At 72.6% G+C, this 20,405-nt stretch carries 17 protein-coding genes and 1 riboswitch; of the genes, 5 read left to right on the top strand and 12 right to left on the bottom strand.

The annotated features are described in order from the left end of the window. Nucleotides 1-28: 28 nt before the first annotated feature. Together AB0A61_RS23240 and AB0A61_RS23235 are read right to left on the bottom strand one after the other, a co-directional pair. Nucleotides 29-835, bottom strand: coding sequence for an inositol monophosphatase family protein (locus AB0A61_RS23240; RefSeq protein ID WP_361295260.1), 807 nt, complete (start codon nucleotides 833-835; stop codon nucleotides 29-31). An 8-nt stretch (nucleotides 836-843) separates the two neighbouring features. Next, nucleotides 844-1,971: a ferrochelatase gene (locus AB0A61_RS23235; protein ID WP_361295257.1), complete on the bottom strand. Its 1,128-nt coding sequence runs from the start codon at nucleotides 1,969-1,971 to the stop codon at nucleotides 844-846. A gap of 227 nt (nucleotides 1,972-2,198) precedes the next feature. On the opposite strand from AB0A61_RS23235, the gene AB0A61_RS23230 reads away from it, so the two are divergent. Continuing rightward, nucleotides 2,199-3,437 carry an MFS transporter gene (locus AB0A61_RS23230; RefSeq protein ID WP_361295254.1) on the top strand — a complete coding sequence of 413 codons (1,239 nt, stop codon included), beginning with the start codon at nucleotides 2,199-2,201 and terminating at the stop codon, nucleotides 3,435-3,437. Continuing rightward, complete coding sequence (locus AB0A61_RS23225; RefSeq protein ID WP_361295251.1) at nucleotides 3,397-4,725, top strand: D-arabinono-1,4-lactone oxidase; 1,329 nt, start codon at nucleotides 3,397-3,399, stop codon at nucleotides 4,723-4,725. The genes AB0A61_RS23230 and AB0A61_RS23225 overlap by 41 nt, the downstream gene beginning before the upstream one ends. Here the strand turns inward: AB0A61_RS23225 and AB0A61_RS23220 are convergent. Then, the gene (locus AB0A61_RS23220; RefSeq protein ID WP_361295248.1) at nucleotides 4,649-5,548 is read right to left on the bottom strand and encodes a hypothetical protein; all 900 of its coding nucleotides are present in this window, start codon (nucleotides 5,546-5,548) and stop codon (nucleotides 4,649-4,651) included. The genes AB0A61_RS23225 and AB0A61_RS23220 overlap by 77 nt on opposite strands. A 490-nt stretch (nucleotides 5,549-6,038) precedes the next feature. Here AB0A61_RS23220 and sepH point away from each other — a divergent pair, with 490 nt between their 5' ends. After that, nucleotides 6,039-7,064, top strand: a complete 1,026-nt coding sequence (sepH, locus tag AB0A61_RS23215; RefSeq protein WP_361295246.1) for a septation protein SepH — start codon at nucleotides 6,039-6,041, stop codon at nucleotides 7,062-7,064. A 263-nt stretch (nucleotides 7,065-7,327) separates the two neighbouring features. On the opposite strand, the gene AB0A61_RS23210 is transcribed toward sepH, so the two are convergent. Then, nucleotides 7,328-8,179 (bottom strand): sulfurtransferase, encoded by an 852-nt coding sequence (locus AB0A61_RS23210; RefSeq protein WP_361295243.1) that lies wholly within the window; start codon nucleotides 8,177-8,179, stop codon nucleotides 7,328-7,330. 297 nt (nucleotides 8,180-8,476) lie between these two features. Here AB0A61_RS23210 and AB0A61_RS23205 point away from each other — a divergent pair, with 297 nt between their 5' ends. Then, a complete protein-coding gene (locus AB0A61_RS23205; RefSeq protein WP_361295240.1) occupies nucleotides 8,477-9,280 on the top strand; it encodes a VOC family protein in 804 nt (267 codons plus the stop codon). A 23-nt stretch (nucleotides 9,281-9,303) separates the two neighbouring features. On the opposite strand, the gene AB0A61_RS23200 is transcribed toward AB0A61_RS23205, so the two are convergent. The 4 genes from AB0A61_RS23200 to AB0A61_RS23185 form a co-directional block, all read right to left on the bottom strand. Continuing rightward, the gene (locus tag AB0A61_RS23200) at nucleotides 9,304-9,954 is read right to left on the bottom strand and encodes a thymidine kinase (protein ID WP_361295237.1); all 651 of its coding nucleotides are present in this window, start codon (nucleotides 9,952-9,954) and stop codon (nucleotides 9,304-9,306) included. Nucleotides 9,955-10,030: 76 nt separating this feature from the next. Then, complete coding sequence (locus AB0A61_RS23195; RefSeq protein ID WP_361295234.1) at nucleotides 10,031-11,221, bottom strand: nucleotide pyrophosphatase/phosphodiesterase family protein; 1,191 nt, start codon at nucleotides 11,219-11,221, stop codon at nucleotides 10,031-10,033. Next, nucleotides 11,221-11,817, bottom strand: a complete 597-nt coding sequence (locus AB0A61_RS23190) for a DUF5998 family protein (protein ID WP_361295232.1) — start codon at nucleotides 11,815-11,817, stop codon at nucleotides 11,221-11,223. Before AB0A61_RS23190 ends, AB0A61_RS23195 begins: the two co-directional genes overlap by 1 nt. Nucleotides 11,818-11,870: 53 nt before the next feature. Next, a complete protein-coding gene (locus AB0A61_RS23185) occupies nucleotides 11,871-14,702 on the bottom strand; it encodes a GNAT family N-acetyltransferase (protein ID WP_361295229.1) in 2,832 nt (943 codons plus the stop codon). A gap of 177 nt (nucleotides 14,703-14,879) precedes the next feature. Here AB0A61_RS23185 and AB0A61_RS23180 point away from each other — a divergent pair, with 177 nt between their 5' ends. Next, complete coding sequence (locus tag AB0A61_RS23180) at nucleotides 14,880-15,161, top strand: HPr family phosphocarrier protein (protein WP_361295226.1); 282 nt, start codon at nucleotides 14,880-14,882, stop codon at nucleotides 15,159-15,161. A 211-nt stretch (nucleotides 15,162-15,372) separates the two neighbouring features. On the opposite strand, the gene AB0A61_RS23175 is transcribed toward AB0A61_RS23180, so the two are convergent. From AB0A61_RS23175 to AB0A61_RS23160, 4 genes are all read right to left on the bottom strand, one after another. After that, nucleotides 15,373-16,068, bottom strand: a complete 696-nt coding sequence (locus AB0A61_RS23175; RefSeq protein ID WP_361295223.1) for a GntR family transcriptional regulator — start codon at nucleotides 16,066-16,068, stop codon at nucleotides 15,373-15,375. Nucleotides 16,069-16,252: 184 nt separating this feature from the next. Continuing rightward, nucleotides 16,253-17,011 (bottom strand): M23 family metallopeptidase, encoded by a 759-nt coding sequence (locus tag AB0A61_RS23170; RefSeq protein WP_361295220.1) that lies wholly within the window; start codon nucleotides 17,009-17,011, stop codon nucleotides 16,253-16,255. Between the two features lie 12 nt (nucleotides 17,012-17,023). After that, nucleotides 17,024-17,184: riboswitch (cyclic di-AMP (ydaO/yuaA leader) on the bottom strand. Nucleotides 17,185-17,459: 275 nt separating this feature from the next. Beyond that, nucleotides 17,460-18,848 carry a pitrilysin family protein gene (locus tag AB0A61_RS23165; protein ID WP_361295217.1) on the bottom strand — a complete coding sequence of 463 codons (1,389 nt, stop codon included), beginning with the start codon at nucleotides 18,846-18,848 and terminating at the stop codon, nucleotides 17,460-17,462. Then, nucleotides 18,845-20,251 (bottom strand): pitrilysin family protein, encoded by a 1,407-nt coding sequence (locus tag AB0A61_RS23160; protein ID WP_361295214.1) that lies wholly within the window; start codon nucleotides 20,249-20,251, stop codon nucleotides 18,845-18,847. The genes AB0A61_RS23165 and AB0A61_RS23160 overlap by 4 nt, the downstream gene beginning before the upstream one ends. Between the last annotated feature and the right edge of the window lie 154 nt (nucleotides 20,252-20,405).

Here is a 20,405-nt window from a genome sequence, read left to right as displayed (position 1 = left end):
CGGCCGGTCTGCGGTTGTGCTGACCCGGTCAGGCGCCGAGGTCCTCCAGGAGGCGCTGGAGGGGCTCGAAGACGCCTGGGGAGGCGGCGATCGTCAGCTCGCGGGACGGGCGGTGTCCGGGGCGTCCGCCGGTCAGCGCGCCCGCTTCCCGGGCGATCAGGTCACCGGCCGCGAAGTCCCAGGCGTTCAGACCCCGCTCGTAGTACCCGTCGATGCGGCCGGCCGCCACGTCGCACAGGTCGACGGCGGCCGAGCCGCTGCGCCGGATGTCGCGCAGGCGCGGAATCAGCCGGCGGGCGACCTCGGCCTGGTGGGTGCGGACCTCGGCGACGTAGTTGAACCCGGTCGAGACCAGGGCCTGGTCCAGGGGCGCCGCGGGTCGGCAGGACAGTCTGCGCTCGCCGTCCCAGGCCCCCGTGGCCCACGCGCCTGCCCCCCGCAGCGCGTGGTACGTCTCGCCCCGCATCGGCGCCGCGACGACCCCGGCGACGGTCTCGCCGTCCTGCTCGGCGGCGATGGAGACGGCCCAGGTGGGCAGCCCGTACAGGTAGTTCACCGTGCCGTCGAGCGGGTCGATGATCCAGCGGATGCCGCTGCTGCCCTCCGTGGACGCGCCCTCCTCGCCGAGGAAGCCGTCGTCGGGGCGCCGGTCCGCGATCAGGTCGGTGATCAGCTTCTCGGCCGCGATGTCCATCTCGGTGACGACGTCGATCGGGCTCGACTTGGTGGCGGCCACCGCCAGGTCGGCCGGGCGGCCGTCCCGCAGGAGCTCGCCGGCGCGGCGGGCGGCCTCACGGGCGAGATCGAGCAGGTCCGTGTGCAGGGCGTCGGTCACGGGGTTCCTCACGCGTAGGGGCTGTCGGCGCCCGCGGCGGCGGGGCGGGGGGCACGGGCGGGGCAGCAGCCCACGGGGCAGACGTTGTGGCTCGCACCGAGGGCGCCCAGGGCGCACGGGGTGACCTGCCGGCCGCGCTCGGTGGCGGCGCGCTCCAGGACCAGCTCGCGGATCGCGGCGGCGAAGCGCGGGTCGGCGCCGACGGTGGCCGAGCGGCGCACCGGCAGGCCCAGTTCCCCGGCCTTCGCGGCGGCTTCGGTGTCGAGGTCGTAGAGGACCTCCATGTGGTCGGAGACGAAGCCGATCGGTGCCATGACGACGGCCGGGACGCCCGCCGCGTGCCGCTCCTCCAGGTGGTCGCAGATGTCGGGCTCCAGCCACGGGATGTGCGGGGCGCCGGAGCGCGACTGGTAGACGAGCTGCCAGGGGTGGTCGACGCCGGTGCGCTCGCGGACGGCGTCGGCGACCAGCTCCGCCACGTCCAGGTGCTGCCGGACGTAGGCCCCGCCGTCGCCGTGCTGCTCGACGGGACCGGAGGTGTCCGCGGCGGAGACCGGGATGGAGTGGGTCGTGAAGGCCAGGTGGGCGCCGTCGCGGACCTCCTCGGGGAGCTCGGCGAGGGACTCGATCACCCCGTCGATCATGGGTTGCAGGAAGCCGGGGTGGTTGAAGTAGTGCCGCAGTTTGTCGACCTGAGGCAGGTCCAGGCCCTCGGCCTCCAGCGCGGCCAGCGCGTCGGCGAGGTTTTCGCGGTACTGGCGGCAGCCCGAGTACGAGGCGTAGGCGCTGGTGGCCAGTACCAGGATGCGGCGGCGGCCGTCGCGCACCATGTCGCGCAGGGTGTCCGTGAGGTACGGCGCCCAGTTGCGGTTGCCCCAGTAGACCGGCAGGTCCAGGCCGTGGTCGGCGAAGTCCTTGCGGAGGGCGTCCAGCAGGGCACGGTTCTGGCCGTTGATGGGGCTGACCCCGCCGAAGAGGAAGTAGTGCTGCCCGACTTCCTTCAGGCGTTCCTTCGGGATGCCGCGCCCGCGCGTCACGTTCTCCAGGAACGGGACCACGTCGTCCGGCCCCTCCGGGCCGCCGAACGAGAGCAGGAGCAGGGCGTCGTACGGGGTGGAATCGAGCGCGTCTGGCATGTCTCGATCCTGCCACCCGGCACTGACAGCCGGGAAACGGCGGGGCGGGCGAGCCGGATCGGCGGGTTCGGGAGCCCGGTCGGCGCGTTATGGGCGGTGCATTCGGGCGACCGCAGCCGTAAGCTGTATCAGCCATCTTCACGCCTTACGAGCCGTCTTCGTTCCCGCTCGCCGACGCGTCGTGCCACGGCCGCCGGCAGACGTGATCGGACCCACCGGAGAGCCCCGTGCCCAGCCCCTACCGCGCCCTGTTCGCCGCCCCCGGCTCCAAGGGCTTCGCCGCCGCTGGGTTCCTCGGCCGGATGCCGCTGTCGATGATGGGCATCGGCGTGGTCACGATGATTTCGCAGCTCACCGGGCGCTATGGACTGGCGGGAGCCCTGTCGGCCACCATCGCGCTGGCCGCCGCGGTGGCCGGGCCGCAGATCTCGCGACTGGTGGATCGGCACGGACAGCGCAGGGTGCTGCGTCCCGCCGCGCTCGTCGCGCTGGCCGCGGCGGCGGGCCTGCTGGTCGCCGCGCACCTGCGGTGGCCGGACTGGGTGCTGTTCGGGTGCGCCGCCGGGGTCGGGGCGGTGCCGAGCGTGGGCGCGATGGTCCGCGCGCGCTGGGCGGCCCTGTACCGGGGCTCCCCGCAGTTGCACACCGCCTACTCGTTCGAGTCGGTGGTCGACGAGGTCTGCTTCATCTTCGGGCCGATCGTCTCCATCGGCCTGTCGACGGCCTGGTTCCCGGAGGCGGGGCCGCTGCTGGCCGCCTGCTTCCTGGCCGTCGGCGTCTTCTGGCTGACCGCGCAGCGTGCCACCGAGCCCGCGCCGCACCCGCGCGAGCGGCACGACGGCGGTACGGCACTGCGCTCGCGCGCTCTGCGGGTGCTGGTGGCCACCTTCGTGGCGACCGGAGCGATCTTCGGGGCGGTCGACGTGGTGACCGTGGCCTTCGCCGACGAGCGGGGCCACAAGGGCGCGGCGAGTGTCGTGCTCGCGCTCTACGCGGCGGGCTCGTGCCTGGCCGGACTGGCGTTCGGGGTGTTGCGCCCGGTCGGAGCGCCCGCCCACCGCTGGCTTGTGGGTGTGTGTGCGATGGCCGTGAGTATGATCCCCCTCCAACTGGTCGGAAACTTGCCGTTTCTGGCCGTGGCGCTGTTCGTTGCGGGCCTGTCCGTCGCTCCTACGATGATCACGACGATGGCCCTCGTCGAAGAGCACGTACCACGCGCGCATCTGACCGAGGGCATGACATGGGTGAGCACCGGGCTCGCGGTCGGGGTGGCGCTCGGCTCCTCCGTGGCGGGCTGGGTGATCGACGCGGTCGGCGCACGGGCCGGGTACGGGGTTCCGGCGATGTCCGGGGCCGTCGCGGTGGCGGTCGGTTTCCTCGGGTACCGCCGGCTCAGCAGGCCGGCTCCGGGTCGGGGAGGCTCCGTTGAGCAGCACAGCGAGCGCGAAGAACGGCACGTGGCGTAACTGGAGCGGCAACGTCGTCGCCCGCCCCGCGCGGGAAGTCACCCCCGCCTCGGTCGAGGAACTGGCCGCGGCGGTGCGGAAGGCCGCCGAGGACGATCTGAAGGTGAAGGCCGTCGGCACGGGGCACTCCTTCACGGCCGTCGCGGCCACCGACGGGGTCTTGATCCGCCCTCAACTGTTGACCGGCATCCGCAAGATTGACCGGGAGAACATGACCGTCACGGTCGAGGCCGGCACCCCGCTCAAGCGGCTCAACATGGCCCTCGCGCGCGAGGGGCTCTCGCTCACCAACATGGGCGACATCATGGAGCAGACCGTGTCCGGGGCGACCAGCACCGGCACCCACGGCACCGGCCGCGAGTCGGCCTCGATCGCCGCTCAGATCAGGGCCCTGGAACTGGTCACCGCTGACGGCTCGGTGCTCACCTGTTCCGAGAAGGGGACCGATGAGGAGCGCGCCGTCTTCGCGGCCGCCCGCATCGGCCTGGGCGCCCTGGGAATCGTCACGGCGATCACCTTCGCCGTGGAGCCGCTCTTCCTGCTGACGGCCCGCGAGGAGCCGATGCCCTTCGAGCGGGTGCTCTCGGAGTTCGACCAGCTCTGGGCCGAGAACGAGCACTTCGAGTTCTACTGGTTCCCGCACACCGGGAACACCAACACCAAGCGCAACAACCGCAGCGCCGGTCCGGAGCGTCCGGTGGGGCGGCTGGCCGGCTGGTTCGACGACGAGTTCCTCTCCAACGGCGTCTTCCAGGTGGCCAACTGGGTGGGCCGCGCGGCCCCCGCCGCCATCCCGGGGATCGCCCGGGTCTCCAGCCGGGCACTGTCCGCGCGGTCGTACACCGACGTCCCGTACAAGGTCTTCACCTCGCCGCGCCGGGTGCGCTTCGTGGAGATGGAGTACGCCGTCCCTCGCGAGGCGCTGGTCGACACCCTGCGCGAGCTCCGGGAGATGGTCGACCGCTCGGACCTCAGAGTGAGCTTCCCGGTGGAGGTGCGCACCGCGCCCGCCGACGACATCACCCTGTCCACCGCCTCCGGCCGGGACAGCGCCTACGTCGCGGTCCACATGTTCAAGGGCACCCCCTACCAGCGGTACTTCACCGCCGCCGAGCGCATCTTCACCGCCCACGAGGGTCGGCCGCACTGGGGCAAGCTGCACACCCGGGACGCGGAGTACCTCGCGAAGGTGTATCCCCGCTTCGGCGAGTTCACGGCAGTGCGGGACCGCCTTGATCCGGAACGGCGGTTCCAGAACGACTACTTGCGGAGGGTGCTGGGGTCGTAGCGGCGGCGCTCGGCGCCGGGGTCGGGGTGCCTGTGCCTGTGCCTGTGCCGCTGCCGCTGCCGGCCGGGCCGTCGGCTCCCGTAGCCGGGGTGGTGTCCGGCGTCGGCGCCGGGTGGGAGGCCGTGCCGCGGTCCGCGCCGCCGGAAGCCGCGCCGGTCGACGGCGTTCCACCGCCCGGCGTGCCGGCGGGAGTGCTGGGTGAGGTCGACGTGGCGGGCTCCTTGCCGCCGGGCGCGGGGGACGACCCGCGGTGCCGGGTGACCGCGTCACTGACCGTCGTACCGGCGCCGCCGCTGAAACTGCTGCCGGAGGCCACTTCGTAGGTGGTGATTCCGGCCATGGCGACACCGAAGGCGAGGGCGCCGGCGAGCACCGGCCGCTTTCCCCTGCGGACACGGGCGCGGTAGACGGTGCCCTCGGTGAACTCGCCCGGCGGCGGCGTCCGTTCGCCGGCCACGGGGGTGGCGGCCGCCTCGCAGGGCCCGGAGACGACGGCCGCCTCGCGGATCTGCTCCCCGGTGCGCCGGAAGAAGTGCTGGAAGACCGAGCCGCCGCAGGTGGCGATGACGCTGACGACGCCCGCCCCGAGGATCGTGCCGTAGACACCGAAGTAGGAGGCGAGCTTCGCGGCCACGACCGCCGCCACGGCACTGCCCGCGACCTGAGGGACGCTCAGGTCGATCCGCTTCTCCCGCACCTCCTCACCGGACTCCCCGGACTCGGACTCCCTGGACTCCCTGGACTCCCTGGACTCCCTGGACTCCCCGGCCTCCCCGGCCTCCCCGAAGTTCGGTGTGACTCGACTGTCGGGCCTTTCGCGCATCCCCGGATCTTGCCTGCCTTTCCCGTACACGGCCGTATCTTCCGGACTTTGATCGACCGACTGCACGAGAAGGGGACGTATGGACGAAACCGTTAGTTCCGTTTCTGGCGAATACGTGAAGTAGGCCACCTCCTTGATCGATAAAACCGGTCAGGGGCGGCCAAGCGCCGTCCCTTGCCAGAAGTTGGGCGGCGCGCCAATCCACGCACGTGGTCCAAATGGAGTACTGTTGCGAGCCCTGGGTCCGGTCTCCCGCCAGGGTGTCCAGGGCCTTGCTGGACCGCCGGGAGGGGGCTGGTTGCACAGGGTGACGGAGTTGGTCACTTAGCGTTGCGGACAGGTAACCGTGCCATAACGGCGATCCAGGGCCCGTGCCCGACACGCCGGGCAACTCGGCAAGGTTGTGGCAGGCTGCACCCGGGCAGGCCACACTCGACTAGCGGAAGCAGCGACGCACGTGACGTCGGCAGGCACCACCCGGGAGGTCCCCATGCCCGAACTGCGTGTCGTGGCCGTCTCCAATGACGGCACACGGCTGGTGCTGAAGGCTGCGGACAGCACGGAGTACACGCTTCCGATCGACGAACGGCTCCGCGCCGCCGTGCGCGGCGACCGTCCCCGCCTCGGCCAGATCGAGATCGAGGTGGAGAGCCATCTCCGCCCCCGTGACATCCAGGCGCGGATACGTGCGGGCGCGACCGCGGAGGAGGTGGCGCAACTCGCCGGCATCCCCGTCGACCGCGTGCGCCGCTTCGAGGGCCCCGTCCTGGCCGAACGCGCCTTCATGGCCGAGCGGGCCCGGAAGACCCCGGTCCGCCGCCCCGGCGAGAACTCCGGCCCGCTGCTCGGCGAGGCCGTCCAGGAACGGCTGCTGCTGCGCGGTGCCGAGAAGGACACCGTGCAGTGGGACTCCTGGCGCCGCGACGAGGGCACCTGGGAGGTCCTGCTGGTGTACCGGGTGGCGGGCGAACCGCACTCGGCCAGCTGGACGTACGACCCGCCGCGGCGGCTCGTGCAGGCCGTGGACGACGAGGCCCGGTCCCTGATCGGCGAGTCCGACGACCTCGGGGCCCCGGAGCCGAGCTTTCCGTTCGTGCCGCGCATCGCCCGTCTGCCAAGGGACCGTTCCTTCGACCGGGACCGGGAGCGGGCGAGCCTGCCGGCCCAGGCACCGGAGCCGGCCGAGGAGAGCATCGGCGAGCGGGACTCGCTGACCAGCCTGCTGGAGGCGGTGCCGAGCTTCCGGGGCGACATGGTGGTCCCCGAGCGCGCGCCGGAGCCCGTTGAGGAGCCCGTCACGGAGGCGGCGGAGGAGGAACCTCCGGCGCCCGCGGCCTCGGCCGGTTCCGCCTATGCGGACGTCCTCATGCCGCGCTCGGTGGGCAGCCACCGCGACCGCCTCATCGGCGCCACCGACCGTCAGGCCGAAGCGGACGGCGTCCGCCCCGGCCGCAGAGCCGCGGTGCCGAGCTGGGACGAGATCGTCTTCGGGACACGCAGGAAGAAGCAGGAATAGCGACACCGCACGAGAACGAGGAAGGGCCGCACCGGCTTCGGGGCGGCCCTTCGCATACGGTCGGCACCGATGCAGGACGGACACCGGCCGCGGCACCGGAGCCGGTCGTGTCGGTTCCTGTCACCGGCCACCAGTCGGCTGCTGCGGACCGGAATGGGGCCGGGTGCCACGACCCGGGCCGGGCAGCACCTCAGGCGCCGCAGCCGACGCGGGTCACCACGCAGCCGCGCCCCGACGGCCCCCACGGACCGACGCCCTGCTGCCTACTGCGGATCCGGTCCCACGGCGACCGGGCGGGACGGGTCCGACGACCACTCCGACCAGGAACCGACGTACAGCGCCGCCGGAATCCCGGCCACGGCCAGCGCCAGCACCTCGTGCGCCGCGGAGACGCCGGAACCGCAGTAGACGCCGACCTGCCTGTCGCCGACCGCTCCGAGCGCCTTGAAGCGCGCCCGGAGCTCCTCCGCGGGCAGGAACCGGCCGTCAGGGCCCGCGTTGTCGTTCGTGGGGGCCGACACCGCTCCCGGAATGTGGCCGCCGACCGGGTCGATCGGCTCCACCTCTCCCCGGTACCGCTCGCCCGCGCGGGCGTCGAAGAGCACGCCGGACCGCGCCAACGCCGCGGCCCCGTCGGCATCCAGCAGCGCAAGCGCGCCCGGCTGCGGCGAGAAGTCGCCCTCGGCCGGCTCGGACACCGCCGTCTCCAGCGGCCCCTGCCACGCCGTCAGGCCCCCGTCCAGGACTCGCACGTCCGGGTGACCGGCCCAGCGCAGCAGCCACCAGGCACGTGCCGCCGCCCAGCCCTGCCCGCCGTCGTACACGACGACCGGCCGCCGCGACGACACACCCGCGCGGCGCATCGCGGCACCGAACTCCTCCGTGTCGGGCAGCGGGTGCCGGCCCTTTCCGCCCGGCGCGGAGGCCAGTTCACGGTCCAGGTCGACGAAGACCGCGCCGGGAAGGTGCCCGGCCTCGTAGGCGGCACGTCCGTCGAAGGACGGCTCGCCGGCCGCCTTGGCCACACTGAGCTGCCAGCGGACGTCGAGCAGCACCGGCGGGTGCGGACCCGCGAGCTCACTCGCGAGGTCGGATGCGGAGATGATGGCGTTCATGGCCACCATCCTTGCGCACGGGGTGGCCGCATCGTCCAGGTCCGACTAGTCTGCTCGGCCGGACAGGTCTGATCACCCGGCGTATGGAATCAGGCACATGCTGTACCGCCGATCGACACTTGTCGGCAAGCGCACCGAAACGGGCAGGAAACCGGGTACCGGGCATCCTCCGGGCAGGGAACCGCCCTTGGGGTGCGCCCGGAGCGCGCCGCACCACGGGGAGTGCGAGCATCGGCTCGGGGGTCCTGCAGAGCGGAAGCGAGACGGCCACCGCATGAGGCCGAGAAGAGAGTGACGATGACCGAGGCACCGGAGTCGGCTCGCCCGAACGGCGAAGCACACGCTCGGTACACACCCGGCACACCATGCTGGGTGAGCCTGATGGTCCACGGAATGGCCTCGACCCAGGCCTTCTACGGAGAGCTGTTCGACTGGGAGTTCGAGCCGGGCCCCCGTCAGCTCGGCCCCTATGCGCGGGCCCTGCTCGACGGCCACGAGGTGGCGGGCATCGGCCAGCTGCCGCCGGACCGCCATCTGCCCGTCGCCTGGACGCCCTACTTCGCCTCGGACGACGTGGATCTGACGGCGGAGACGGTGCGGCTGTGCGGCGGCACGATCGGGGTGGGCCCGCTGGACGCCGCCGACGCCGGGCGCCTCGCGCTCGGCTCCGACCTCTCGGGCGCCGTCTTCGGCATCTGGCAGGCCGCGGCACACCGGGGCACGGGCATCACCGGCGTACCGGGCACCCCCGCCTGGAACGAGCTGACGACCTTCGAGACCGCGAGCGTCGCCAAGTTCTACGAGACGGTGTTCGGTTTCACGGAGGAGCCGGTGGTGTCCGCCGGCTTCGACTACATGACCCTGTACGTCGACGGCCGTCCGGTGGCGGGTGTGCACGGAGTGGGGCACGCCCTGCCACGCGACCGGGGCCCGCACTGGACGACGTACTTCGAGGTCGCGGACACGGATGATGCACTCGAACGCCTGGTCGGCCTCGGCGGCCAGGTCCTGGAGCCGGCCCGGGACACCGCCCACGGCCGTGTGGCCGCCGTGGCGGATCCGGAAGGGGCCCGCTTCTCGCTGATCGAGAGCCCGCGGTGACTCCGGTGGCTTCTGGAGGTCGCTCAGGAGGGTGAGACGGGAAGGACGTCCGGTGACAGCGCGGCCGCGCGGGCCGATGCGGCCGTCATACGGCGGCGGTGATGGCGGCGGCACAGCACCTCGTAGCCGACCTCGTCCGCCGACTGGTTGACGTCGCCGACGACCACCTGGGCGCCCTCGACGACCATGACGCCGGCCACCGTACGGGCGTTGTGCGTGGCCCGGGCTCCGCACCAGCACAGTGCCTCGACCTGGAGGACCTCGACGCGGTCGGCGAGCTCGACCAGGCGCTGGGAGCCGGGGAACAGCTTGGAGCGGAAATCGGTCGTGATACCGAAGGCGTACACGTCGACGTCCAGGTCGTCGACCACGCGCGCGAGTTGGTCGATCTGCTCCGGCGCGAGGAACTGCGCCTCGTCCGCGATCACGTAGTCGGCCCGGCGGCCCTGCGACAGGTGTTCGACGAGGTGGCCGTACAGGTCCATGCCGTCCTTCACCTCCACCGCGTCCGTGACCAGGCCCAGCCGCGAGGAGAGCTTGCCCTCGCCCGCGCGGTCGTCGCGGGTGAGGATCATGCCCACGAGTCCGCGCGCCGAGCGGTTGTGCTCGATCTGGAGAGCCAGTGTCGACTTCCCGCAGTCCATCGTTCCGGAGAAGAACACCAGCTCGGGCATGGGGTGTTGCACACCTTTCGGTGAGTTCGGAGGAGGTCCGGCGGGCGGGCGGGCGGGCGGGCGGCGGGTTGTGGCGTCAGGAGCGTACTTCGAGCAGGGGAACGAGCTGCTCGGCAGGGGTCATGGAACCGTGGTTGCCGACCATCGCCGACTCCTTCGGCTCCCGCTCCGAGGCGATGAGCAGAACGTCGTCACGGGCAGCCGCGACCACGTCGCCGATACGCGCGTACACGCGGTCGTCGATCCGCGGCCCGAACCAGCCGGCCGCGACGGCCTCGTCCCGCGAGGCCACCCAGAACTGCTCGCCCAGCACCTCGCGCCAGCAGGTGAGTACGTCCGTCTCGGCGCCCGGTACCGCGTAGACGTGCCGGGCGCGGCCCTCGCCGCCGAGCAGCGCGACCCCGGCGCGCAGCTCCCAGTCCTCGTCGAAGTCGATGCGGTGCTGCTCGTCGAACGGGATGTCGACCATGCCGTGGTCGGCGGTGATGTAGAGCGTGCTGCGCGGCGGCAGCTGCTCGGCCAGTCGCTGGGCGAGCCGGTCGACGCACATGAGCTGGCCGCGCCAGGTGTCCGAGTCGACGCCGTAGCGGTGACCGGCGCCGTCGAGCTCGGCGTAGTACGTGTACACCAGGGCGCGGTCGCCGGCGGCGAGCTGCTCGGCGGCGAGATCCATGCGGTCCTCGCCGGTCAGCCGCCCGAGGAACGTTCCGCCGCTGAGGGCGACCCGGGTCAGCGGGGTGTTCTCGAAGGTCGGGGACGAGACCTGGGCGGCGTGCACGCCGGCCTCGTGGGCCAGCTGGAAGATGGTGGGGTACGGCTGCCAGGGCCCCGGATCTGTGTACGGCTGCCAGCGCAGCTGGTTCATCAGCTCGCCGGTGGCCGGATTGCGCACGGTGTAGCCGGGCAGGCCGTGGGCGCCCGGCGGCAGTCCGGTGCCGACGGAGGCGAGGGAGGTCGCGGTGGTCGCCGGGTAGCCGGCGGTGATCGGGCGGCCGGTGCCGCCGCGCGAGCCGGCGAGCAGCGAGGTCAGGAAGGGAGCGTCCTGCGGGTGCGCCGCGAGCTGCTGCCAGCCGAGGCCGTCGATCAGGAAGACGCAGGCGCGGTCGGTGGGGGTCAGCTCGGTGATCGCGGCGGCCGTGCCCGGCACGCCCATGCCGGCGGCCAGTGTGGGCAGCAGGTCGGCCAGCGAGCCGGACCCGTACGCCGGGACGGGCGCGGACTCGACGGCAAGGGGCTCCGGGTGGTCCCAGGCGGTGGGCTGCGCCATCAGCGGTTCAGGTCCGCGGTCGCCTCGGAGATCGCCTGGGCGAAGGCGAGGGCCTGGCGCACCGTCTCCGGGCCGTCCCCCGCCTCGCTCACGCGCAGGCTGAGGTCGTCCGCCGTGGAGTTGCCCGTGTAGCCGTGGTCGGCCTCGCAGTTGGGATCGCCGCAGGCGGCGGGCTCGAGGTCGATGCGGGAGACGGCGCCCCAGCCGATGGTCAGCACCACCTCGCGGGGCAGCGTGCCCGGCGTGTACTGCTCGGGGTTCGCGACGACACGGCTGACCACGACCGAGGAGATCCGGCCGAGCTTCACCGACTCCGTGGACGTCGTGGCGTACGGCGTCGGGGAGGTGCTGTCGGCCGCCTGCTCGTCGGTGTGGCTGACGATGAAGCGGTTGCCGGTGAGCACGAGCACGGTCACGTGCCTGCGCACCTCGTTCTGGTCGAACGTCGTCTCCTGGTGGACCAGGTACGACCGGACGGGCTCGCCGCCCACGGCGGCCTCGACCGCCTCGGCCACGAGAGCCGGGTAGTAGCCACTGCGCTCGATCGCCGAACGCAGCCCCTGGGTCGTCGTACTGGTCTTGGCCATGCCGTCCATCCTACGGGGGTGCACCGACTGCGAGGCACCGCTCCGTGCCGGAGAAACCTCGCTCAGTAGGCCGGAAGGGTCCGCGGGCCGAGGTCGTCGCGGGCGGGCGGCGGCGCGAGGCGCACACTGGCACCGAGGACGCTCAGCCCGCGCGGGGCGACGACGACCGGCTCCAGGGTGACCGCCACGACCTCCGGATGGTCGTCGACCAGCCGGGACACGCGCAGGAGCAACTCCTCCAGCGCAGGCGTGTCGACCGGCGCCGAGCCGCGCCAGCCGAAGAGGAGGGGCGAGGCCCGGATGGACCGGATCATCGAGGTCGCCTCCCGGTCGGTGACCGGGACGAGTCGGTGCGCCATGTCCCCGAGCAGCTGCGAGGGGGCCCCGGCGAGGCCGAAGGAGAGCACCGCGCCGGCCGCCGGGTCGATGACCGCCCGTACGACGGTGTCGACACCGCGCGGTGCCATGGCCTGAACCACCGGCCGCAGCTCGTCGGGGCTGCCGAACAGCTCGGTCAACTCGGTGTACGCCCGCCGCAGTTGCTCCTCGTCCGCGAGGTCCAGACGTACGCCGCCCAGGTCCGCGCGATGCCTAAGGTGCGGGGCGGTGGCCTTGAGGGCGACGGGGTAGCCGAGGGTGTGGGCGGCTTCGGCGGCCGCGTCCGCAGCGGGCGCGGGGATGGCCCGGCGGACGGCGATGCCGTACCGGCCGAGCAGTTCGCGGGTCTCCTCGGTCCCGAGCGTGAGCCCCTGGCCCCGCTCGAGCAGTCCGCCGATCAGCCCGGCGGCGCCCTTCTCGTCGATGTCGTCGTACTCGGGCACCTTGCCCGGGTCGGCGGCCTCCCGCCGCCACCGGGCGTACTTCACGGCCTCGGCCAGGGCCCGGACGGCGCGTTCGGCAGCCGGGTAGGCCGGGATGAGACGGGAGCCGGTGCCGGGGCCGGCGGTGGCGCACGGCTGTGCGGGGCCGGGCAGGGCGCCCGGGTCCGCTGCCGCACGGGGCAGGCGCTGCGGGTTCGCCTCGGCCTGGGGTGCCGTGCCGGCCGCGGCCGACAGCGCCTCGGCCAGTCCGCCCAGCTCGACGTGCACCACGAGCACCGGTTTCCCGGGGTCCGCCGCCGCGGCGGACCGCAGGGCCTCGGCCAGGGCCGCGTCCTCGGCCGCGCCCTCCCCCACCGCAGGTATCGCGGTCACGACCACCGCGTCACACGTGTCGTCGGCCAGCGCCCGGGCCAGGGCGGCCCGGAAGTCCTCGGCCGACGCCCCGGTCGTCAGGTCCAGCGGCGGTTGCGGCCGCAGCCCCTCGGCGAGACACGCGTCGTACGACAGCACTCCGAGGGACTCGGAGTTCCCGAGGATCGCCACCCGGGGCCCGCCGGGCAGCGGCTGCCGGGCGAGCAGCAGTCCCGTGTCCACCAGGTCGGTGATGGTGTTCACGCGGATCACGCCGGCCTGCCGGAACAGCGCGGACACCGTGGCGTGCGGCAGCCGGGTGGCTCGTACGGCGTGCCCCTGCGGGGTGGAGCCGGCCCCCAGCACCACCACCAGTGGCTTGACGGCGGCGGTCCGCCGGGCGAGGCGGGTGAACTTGCGCGGGTTGCCGATGGACTCCAGGTACATCAGGCCCACGTCGGTGTCCGGGTCGTCGTACCAGTACTGGAGGACGTCGTTGCCGGAGACGTCCGCGCGGTTGCCGGACGACACGAAGGTCGACACGCCCGTGACGCCGGTGACCCCTCCCCCGCGCCGGTGCAGCCGGGACAGGAGCGCGATGCCGATGGCCCCCGACTGCGCGAACAGCCCGGTGCGGCCGGGGCGGGGCATCTCGGGTGCGAGCGAGGCGTTCAGCCGGACGTCCGGGGAGGTGTTGATGATCCCGAAGGAGTTGGGTCCGATGATCCGCATGCCGTAGGCGCGCGCGTGCCGCACCAGTGCGCGCTGGCGCTCGCGCCCCTCGGGGCCGCTCTCCGCGTATCCGGCGGAGATCACGACGAGCCCCTGCACGCCGTGCTCGCCGCACTCGGTGACGACCTGGGGGACGTGCTCGGCGGGCACGGCGACGACGGCCAGGTCGACCGGCCCGTCGATGTCCCGCACCGAGCGGTGGGCGGGCACCCCGTCGATCTCCTTCTGGTCCTCGTGGAAAGCGCTGTTCACGGCGTGCAGACGGCCGGTGTAGCCGGCGTCGCGGATGTGGTCGAGGAGGCTTCGGCCCACGCTCCCTGGCGCACGGCCGACGCCGACGACGGCGACCGAGCCGGGCACCAGCAGCCGCCGCACCGACCGCGCCTCGGCGCGCTGCTCCCGCGCGCGCTGCACGGCCAGCGAGCGGTCGGTCGGCTCGATGCCGAACTCCAGGTGCACCACGCCGTCCTCGAAGCTGCGCTTCTGGGTGTATCCGGCGTCCGTGAACACCTTGATCATCTTGGTGTTTGCGGGCAGCACCTCGGCGGTGAAGCGGCGGATGCCGCGCTCGCGCGCCACGGCCGCGATGTGCTCCAGGAGGGCGGAGGCGACCCCACGGCCCTGGTGTGCGTCCTGCACCAGGAAGGCGACCTCGGCCTCGTCGGCCGGCGCCGAGGCGGGCATCCCGTCGGTGCCGATGCGGTCGTAGCGTACGGTGGCGATGAACTCGCCCCCGACCGTGGCGGCAAGCCCCACCCGGTCCACGAAGTCGTGGTGCGTGAAGCGGTGGACGTCCTTCGCGGACAGGCGCGGGTAGGGCGCGAAGAAACGGTAGTACTTCGACTCGTCCGAGACCTGCTCGTAGAAGCTGACCAGGCGGTCGGCGTCGTGGGCGGTGATGGGGCGGATCCGCGCGGTGCCACCGTCGCGCAGCACCACGTCGGCTTCCCAGTGGGCGGGGTACTCGTGCCGGTCCGACGAGGTCTGCATGGGGCCCAGAGTAAGGCTCGCGTACGACAACGGCGCGAGGCAGTCTGTGGAGGACACACGTCGGGCCGAGGCCGCGGTCCGACGCCGCCCGGAGCCGGGCAGGGCACCGCTCCGGGCACGCTTCGCGATATGGGAAACTGGTCTAGACAACCCTGAACACCTGAAGGGCAGCATCACATGGCTGAGCGCCGCGTCAACGTCGGCTGGGCCGAGGGCCTCCACGCCCGCCCCGCCTCCATCTTCGTCCGGGCCGCCACGGCCACCGGCATTCCCGTGACGATCGCCAAGGCCGACGGCACCCCCGTCAACGCGGCCTCCATGCTGGCCGTTCTCGGCCTTGGCGCCCAGGGCGGCGAGGAGATCGTCCTGGCCTCCGACGCCGAGGGCGCGGACGCCGCCCTGGACCGGCTGGCCAAGCTGGTCTCCGAGGGTCTTGAGGAGCTGCCCGAGACGGTCTGATCGAGCCGATCGCGCGGCGAAGCCGTGTCGCCCATTCCGGGCGGCGCGGCTTCGCCCTTTCCCGCCCGGCGGTGGATTTCCCCGGCCACATACCCGCCTCCTCGACCGAGATGCGCGACGCGGCAAACCAACGGGAATTCATGACGGACGGAAAAAGGGCAGCGGAAATCCACCCCCACCGAATACGCCTTCTTTGTATACGGCGCGGGTGTTAATGCCGTAGGCCCGACATGTTTACGGGATGTTGCGAAGTCCTCACACGGTCGGCCCGCGTCGCGCCGCCCGGAAACCGCAGCCGGTGGACCACCGTCGCGCGCTCGGTGTGCAGGGCGGTGACGGCCCGCGCGCGCTCGCTGTCGCCGCGTGCGACGGCGTCCACGATCGCCCCGTGCTCGGCCCAGGACTCCACGGGGCTGGCGGGCGCCTCCACCGTGTACATCCACGCGATCTTGTGCCGCAGCTGGGTCAGCATCGACGTCAGCGCGGGACTGCCGGAGGCCTGGGCGAGCGTCTCGTGGAACCAGCCCCCCAGGGAGCGCAGGTCCTCGCTGCTGCCCCGCCTGGCCCGTTCCTGGCCCAGCCGGACCAGGCCGCGCAGCACCTTCAGATGGGCGTCCGTGCGACGCTGGGCGGCGCGCGAGGCGCCGAGCGGCTCCAGCAGCAGGCGCATCTCGAGCAGGTCGGCGGCATCCTGCTCGGTCGGCTCCGCGACGCACGCGCCCGCGTGCCGCCGGGTCACCACGAAGCCCTCGGCCTCCAGGGTGCGCAGGGCCTCACGCACGGGGACGCGTGAGACGCCGTAGCGACGGGCGAGGACTTCCTCGGTGAGCCGGCCGCCGCGCTCGTAGACACCCGCGACGATGTCGTCCCGGATCGCCGTGCACACCGAGTGCGCCGGAATACGCATGCCCGACCTCCGCCTTAATCCCCGTGAAACGTCGACGATGGACGCCTGTTCCGTGACTCTATTGCAGCGCGCGGGAATTTCCGATGGCGGGCCGGAATCCATGGAGTTTTTTTGGACAGCGGGGCGTCCGAAACGCCAAAGCCCCGGCACGAGCGGCCGGGGCTTCGGGACGTCTGCTGTGGCGTCAGGCGTTCACACCGTGCTTGCGGAGATAGGCCACGGGGTCGACGTCGGAGCCGTAGTCGGGACCCGTACGGGCCTCGAAGTGCAGGTGCGGTCCGGTGGCGTTGCCGGTCGCGCCGGACAGGCCGATCTGCTGGCCGGGCACGACGGTCTGGCCCACCGAGACACCGATGGACGACAGATGGCCGTACTGGGTGTACATGCCGTCGGCCATCCTGATCACGATCTGGTTGCCGTACGCCCCGCCCCAACCGGCCTGGACGACGGTGCCCATGCCCACCGCGTGGACGGTGGTGCCGCTAGCGGCGTGGAAGTCGATGCCGGTGTGGGCGCCGGAGGACCACAGCGAGCCGCCGGTCTTGTAGCCGGTGGAGACGTACGAGTCGAAGATCGGCGCGACGAAGGCGTTGAGGCGCCTCCGCTCGGCCTCACGGGCGGCGCGCGCCTTGGCCTCCCGCTCCTTCTTCGCCTGCTCGGCGGCCTCCTTGCGGGCGGCCTCCTGGGCCAGCTTCTGCTCGGCCGCCTGCTTCTGGGCGGCGGCCTGGGCGTCGATCTTCGCGGCGACCGAGTCACCGATCGTGATGACCGGGGTGAGGCCGGTGTCCTCCGGGGCCGGGGTCTCGGCGGCGAGCGCCGGAACGGCGGCGAGGGTGCCGATGACGCCGGTGGTGGTGAGGGCCGCGACGCCCGCCGCGCGGGCAGTGGTGCGGTGCATCCGGCTGGGACGACGATGCTTCCCCGAGGCGCGGGTGAACGCCATGTAGACGCTGGTCCTTTCCTTCCCTCTCGCCTACCGGGTTAGCTGACGGGTTCGGAGCAGGAAGGTCTCCTACGGACCCCCTCGCTCGTGCGCGGGCGTCCGATTCACCCCAGGGACGGTGGGTCCCCGGCTCCCCTGGCTCGCGCCGTACGGGGATTCGGCGATGGCTGTCCGGTGTCGCGGCTGCGACGCACTGCCTGACGGACAGCCGGGTTGACGCTAAAGGGGGCGTCTTCCAATTCCCAAACGGATCAGGAGTTTTGTAGCGCATGCCACAGGGCAGACAGGCAGCCTCTCCCTCAATTCGGACATCGTTCGGACATCCTTCGGACACATCGTGGGGCCCTGGTGGCGCTTCGCTCACCAGGGCCCCACGCGCGTGTGCCGCTCGCCGGCAGGTCCGGCCGTACGCGCACGACGGCCGGCCGGACCGCCGCGCGATGTGCCTCTACTCGGCCGGTACGACGGTGACTTGGCCGATGCCGAGGGCCTCGACGGGCTCCTTGATCTGCGCCGCGTCGCCGACGAGGACCGTCACCAGGCGGTCCACCGGGAAGGCGTTGACGACCGCCGCGGTGGCCTCGACCGTGCCGGTGGAGGCGAGCTGCCGGTACAGCGTGGCCTGGTAGTCGTCCGGCAGGTACTGCTCGACCTGGTCGGCCAGCGTGCCGGCCACGGCCGCCGCCGTCTCGTACTTCAGCGGGGCGACGCCGACGAGGTTCTGCACGGCGACGTCCCGCTCGGCGTCGGTGAGCCCCTCGGCGGCGAGCCTGCGCAGCACCGTGAACAGGTCCGCCAGGGCCGGGCCGGTGTTGGGGGTGTCGACCGAGCCGCTGATCGCGAGCATCGCCGCGCCCGAGCCGTCGGGGGCGGAGCGCAGTACCTGGCCGAACGCCCGCACGCCGTAGGTGTAGCCCTTCTCCTCGCGCAGGACACGGTCCAGGCGGGAGGTGAGGGTGCCGCCGAGGCAATAGGTGCCGAGCACCTGTGCGGACCACACGCGGTCGTGCCGGTCGGCACCGACACGGCCGATGAGCAGCTGTGTCTGGACGGCGCCGGGACGGTCCACGATCACCACGCGGCCGGTGTCGTCGGCGGTCACCGGTGGCACCGGGTGCGGCTTGGCCGGCGAGCCGGTCCAGGCGCCCAGGGTCTCGCCGAGCAGCTCGTCGAGGTCGATGCCGGTGAGGTCGCCGACCACCACGACGGTGGACGTGGCCGGCCGCACGTGCCGGTCGTAGAAGGCGCGGACGGCCGCCGCGTCGATGCTCCGGACCGTCTCCTCGGTGCCCTGGCGCGGGCGCGACATGCGCGTGGCGGCCGGGAAGAGTTCCTTGGACAGCTCCTTGGCGGCACGGCGGGAGGGGTTGGCCAGCTCGTGCGGGATCTCGTCGAGGCGGTTGCGCACCAGTCGCTCCACCTCGCTGTCGGCGAACGCGGGCGCCCTGAGGGCGTCGGCGAGCAGGCCGAGCCCCTTGGCCAGGCGCGAGGCCGGAACCTCCAGGCTCAGCCGGACGCCCGGGTGGTCGGCGTGCGCGTCAAGCGTGGCGCCCGCCCGCTCCAGCTCGGCGGCATACTCCTCCGCCGAGTGCTTGTCGGTGCCCTCGGAGAAGGCCCGCGCCATGATCGTGGCGACGCCGTCCAGGCCCTGCGGCTCGGCGTCCAGGGGCGCGTCCAGCAGCACCTCGACGGCGACGACCTGCTGGCCGGGGCGATGGCAGCGCAGCACCGTCAGGCCGTTGTCCAGCGTCCCGCGCTCGGGCGCCGGGAACGCCCACGGCTTGGCCTCGCCGGCCTTGGGCTGGGGGTGGAACTCCATCGTGGCGAGCTCGGTCACTTCGCCTCCTCGGTGTCGTCGGTGGCCGTGGCGTCCGCGTTCTTGGCGTCGTCCCGGGCGTCGTCCTGTGTGCCGTCCTGTGCGCCGTCCTGTGCGCCGGAGGCGGTCGGCTCGTAGACGAGCACCGCGCGGTTGTCGGGGCGCAGGCGGGCCTTGGCGACCTCCTGGACCTCCTCGGGCGTCACCTCCAGAACGCGGTGCACGGCGGTCAGCGCGAGCTGCGGATCGCCGAACAGGACGGCGTAGCGGCACAGTTCGTCGGCGCGGCCCGCGACCGTACCGAGCCGGTCCAGCCACTCGCGCTCCAACTGGGCCTGGGCACGCTCCATCTCCTCGGCCGTCGGGCCCTGCTCGGCGAACCGGCCGAGCTCCTCGTCGATGGCCTCCTCGATGACCGGGACCTCGATGTCGCCGGAGGTCTTCACGTCCAGCCAGCCCAGTGAGGGCGCCCCGGCCAGCCGCAGCAGGCCGAAGCCGGCGGCGACGGCCGTACGGTCGCGCCGGACGAGCCGGTTGTACAGGCGGGAGGACTCGCCGCCGCCCAGAATGGTCAGCGCCAGGTCGGCCGCGTCGCACGCGCGCGTGCCGTCCTGCGGGAGCCGGTAGGCGGCCATCAGGGCGCGGGCCGGAACCTCCTCCTCGACGACCTCACGCAGCTGCTCGCCGATGATGTCGGGCAGCGAGCCGTCGCGGGGCGCGGGCTTGCCGTCGTGGGACCGGATCGAGCCGAAGTACTTCTCGATCCAGGCGAGGGTCTGCCCGGGATCGATGTCGCCGACGACGGAGAGCACGGCGTTGTTCGGCGCGTAGTACGTGCGGAAGAACTGCCGGGCGTCCTCCAGGGTGGCCGCGTCCAGGTCGGCCATGGACCCGATGGGCGTGTGGTGGTACGGATGCCCCTCCGGGTAGGCGAGGGCGGTCAGCTTCTCGAACGCCGTGCCGTACGGCACGTTGTCGTAGCGCTGGCGGCGCTCGTTCTTGACGACGTCCCGCTGGTTCTCCATGGACTCGTCGTCCAGGGCCGCCAGCAGGGAACCCATGCGGTCCGCCTCCAGCCAGAGGGCGAGCTCCAGCTGATGGGCGGGCATGGTCTCGAAGTAGTTCGTGCGCTCGAAGCTGGTCGTGCCGTTCAGCGAACCGCCCGCGCCCTGCACCAGCTCGAAGTGACCGTTGCCCTTGACCTGGGCGGAGCCCTGGAACATCAAGTGCTCGAAAAGGTGAGCCAGGCCGGTACGTCCCTTGACCTCGTGGCGGGAGCCGACGTCGTACCAGAGGCACACCGCCGCGACCGGGGTCAGGTGGTCCTCGGAGAGCACCACGCGCAGGCCGTTGGCCAGGCGGTGCTCGGTCGCTGTCAGGCCGCCGGAGCCTGCCTCGGCTGTGGCCGTGTGACCCATGGGCATGTCGTCCCTTCGATCGCGGTGGCGGTCGTGGAACCGCCGTCTTCCTGCCGTCCTGCCACTGTATGCAAGCGCGCGGACGCCTGGCGAAGTTCCGTGAGGCCGTACGCCGAGAGCGAGAACGCCGTCACCCGGAGCAAGCGCGGTGAGGCCGCGC

The organism is Streptomyces sp. NPDC046197 (assembly GCF_040646295.1).
GTDB lineage: Bacteria > Actinomycetota > Actinomycetes > Streptomycetales > Streptomycetaceae > Streptomyces.
The sequence above is the reverse complement of the archived record's forward strand: the minus strand, read 5'-3'. Positions and strand labels throughout refer to the sequence as shown.

Bases quoted from the DNA above. Each gene is read 5' to 3' on its own strand.
- AB0A61_RS23235 (WP_361295257.1), bottom strand. From the start codon at position 1,971: ATGCCAGACGCGCTCGATTCCACCCCGTACGACGCCCTGCTCCTGCTC.
- AB0A61_RS23220 (WP_361295248.1), bottom strand. From the start codon at position 5,548: ATGCGCGAAAGGCCCGACAGTCGAGTCACACCGAACTTCGGGGAGGCC.
- sepH (WP_361295246.1), top strand. From the start codon at position 6,039: ATGCCCGAACTGCGTGTCGTGGCCGTCTCCAATGACGGCACACGGCTG.
- AB0A61_RS23210 (WP_361295243.1), bottom strand. From the start codon at position 8,179: ATGAACGCCATCATCTCCGCATCCGACCTCGCGAGTGAGCTCGCGGGT.
- AB0A61_RS23205 (WP_361295240.1), top strand. From the start codon at position 8,477: ATGACCGAGGCACCGGAGTCGGCTCGCCCGAACGGCGAAGCACACGCT.
- AB0A61_RS23200 (WP_361295237.1), bottom strand. From the start codon at position 9,954: ATGCCCGAGCTGGTGTTCTTCTCCGGAACGATGGACTGCGGGAAGTCG.
- AB0A61_RS23195 (WP_361295234.1), bottom strand. From the start codon at position 11,221: ATGGCGCAGCCCACCGCCTGGGACCACCCGGAGCCCCTTGCCGTCGAG.
- AB0A61_RS23190 (WP_361295232.1), bottom strand. From the start codon at position 11,817: ATGGACGGCATGGCCAAGACCAGTACGACGACCCAGGGGCTGCGTTCG.
- AB0A61_RS23185 (WP_361295229.1), bottom strand. From the start codon at position 14,702: ATGCAGACCTCGTCGGACCGGCACGAGTACCCCGCCCACTGGGAAGCC.
- AB0A61_RS23180 (WP_361295226.1), top strand. From the start codon at position 14,880: ATGGCTGAGCGCCGCGTCAACGTCGGCTGGGCCGAGGGCCTCCACGCC.
- AB0A61_RS23175 (WP_361295223.1), bottom strand. From the start codon at position 16,068: ATGCGTATTCCGGCGCACTCGGTGTGCACGGCGATCCGGGACGACATC.
- AB0A61_RS23170 (WP_361295220.1), bottom strand. From the start codon at position 17,011: ATGGCGTTCACCCGCGCCTCGGGGAAGCATCGTCGTCCCAGCCGGATG.
- AB0A61_RS23160 (WP_361295214.1), bottom strand. From the start codon at position 20,251: ATGCCCATGGGTCACACGGCCACAGCCGAGGCAGGCTCCGGCGGCCTG.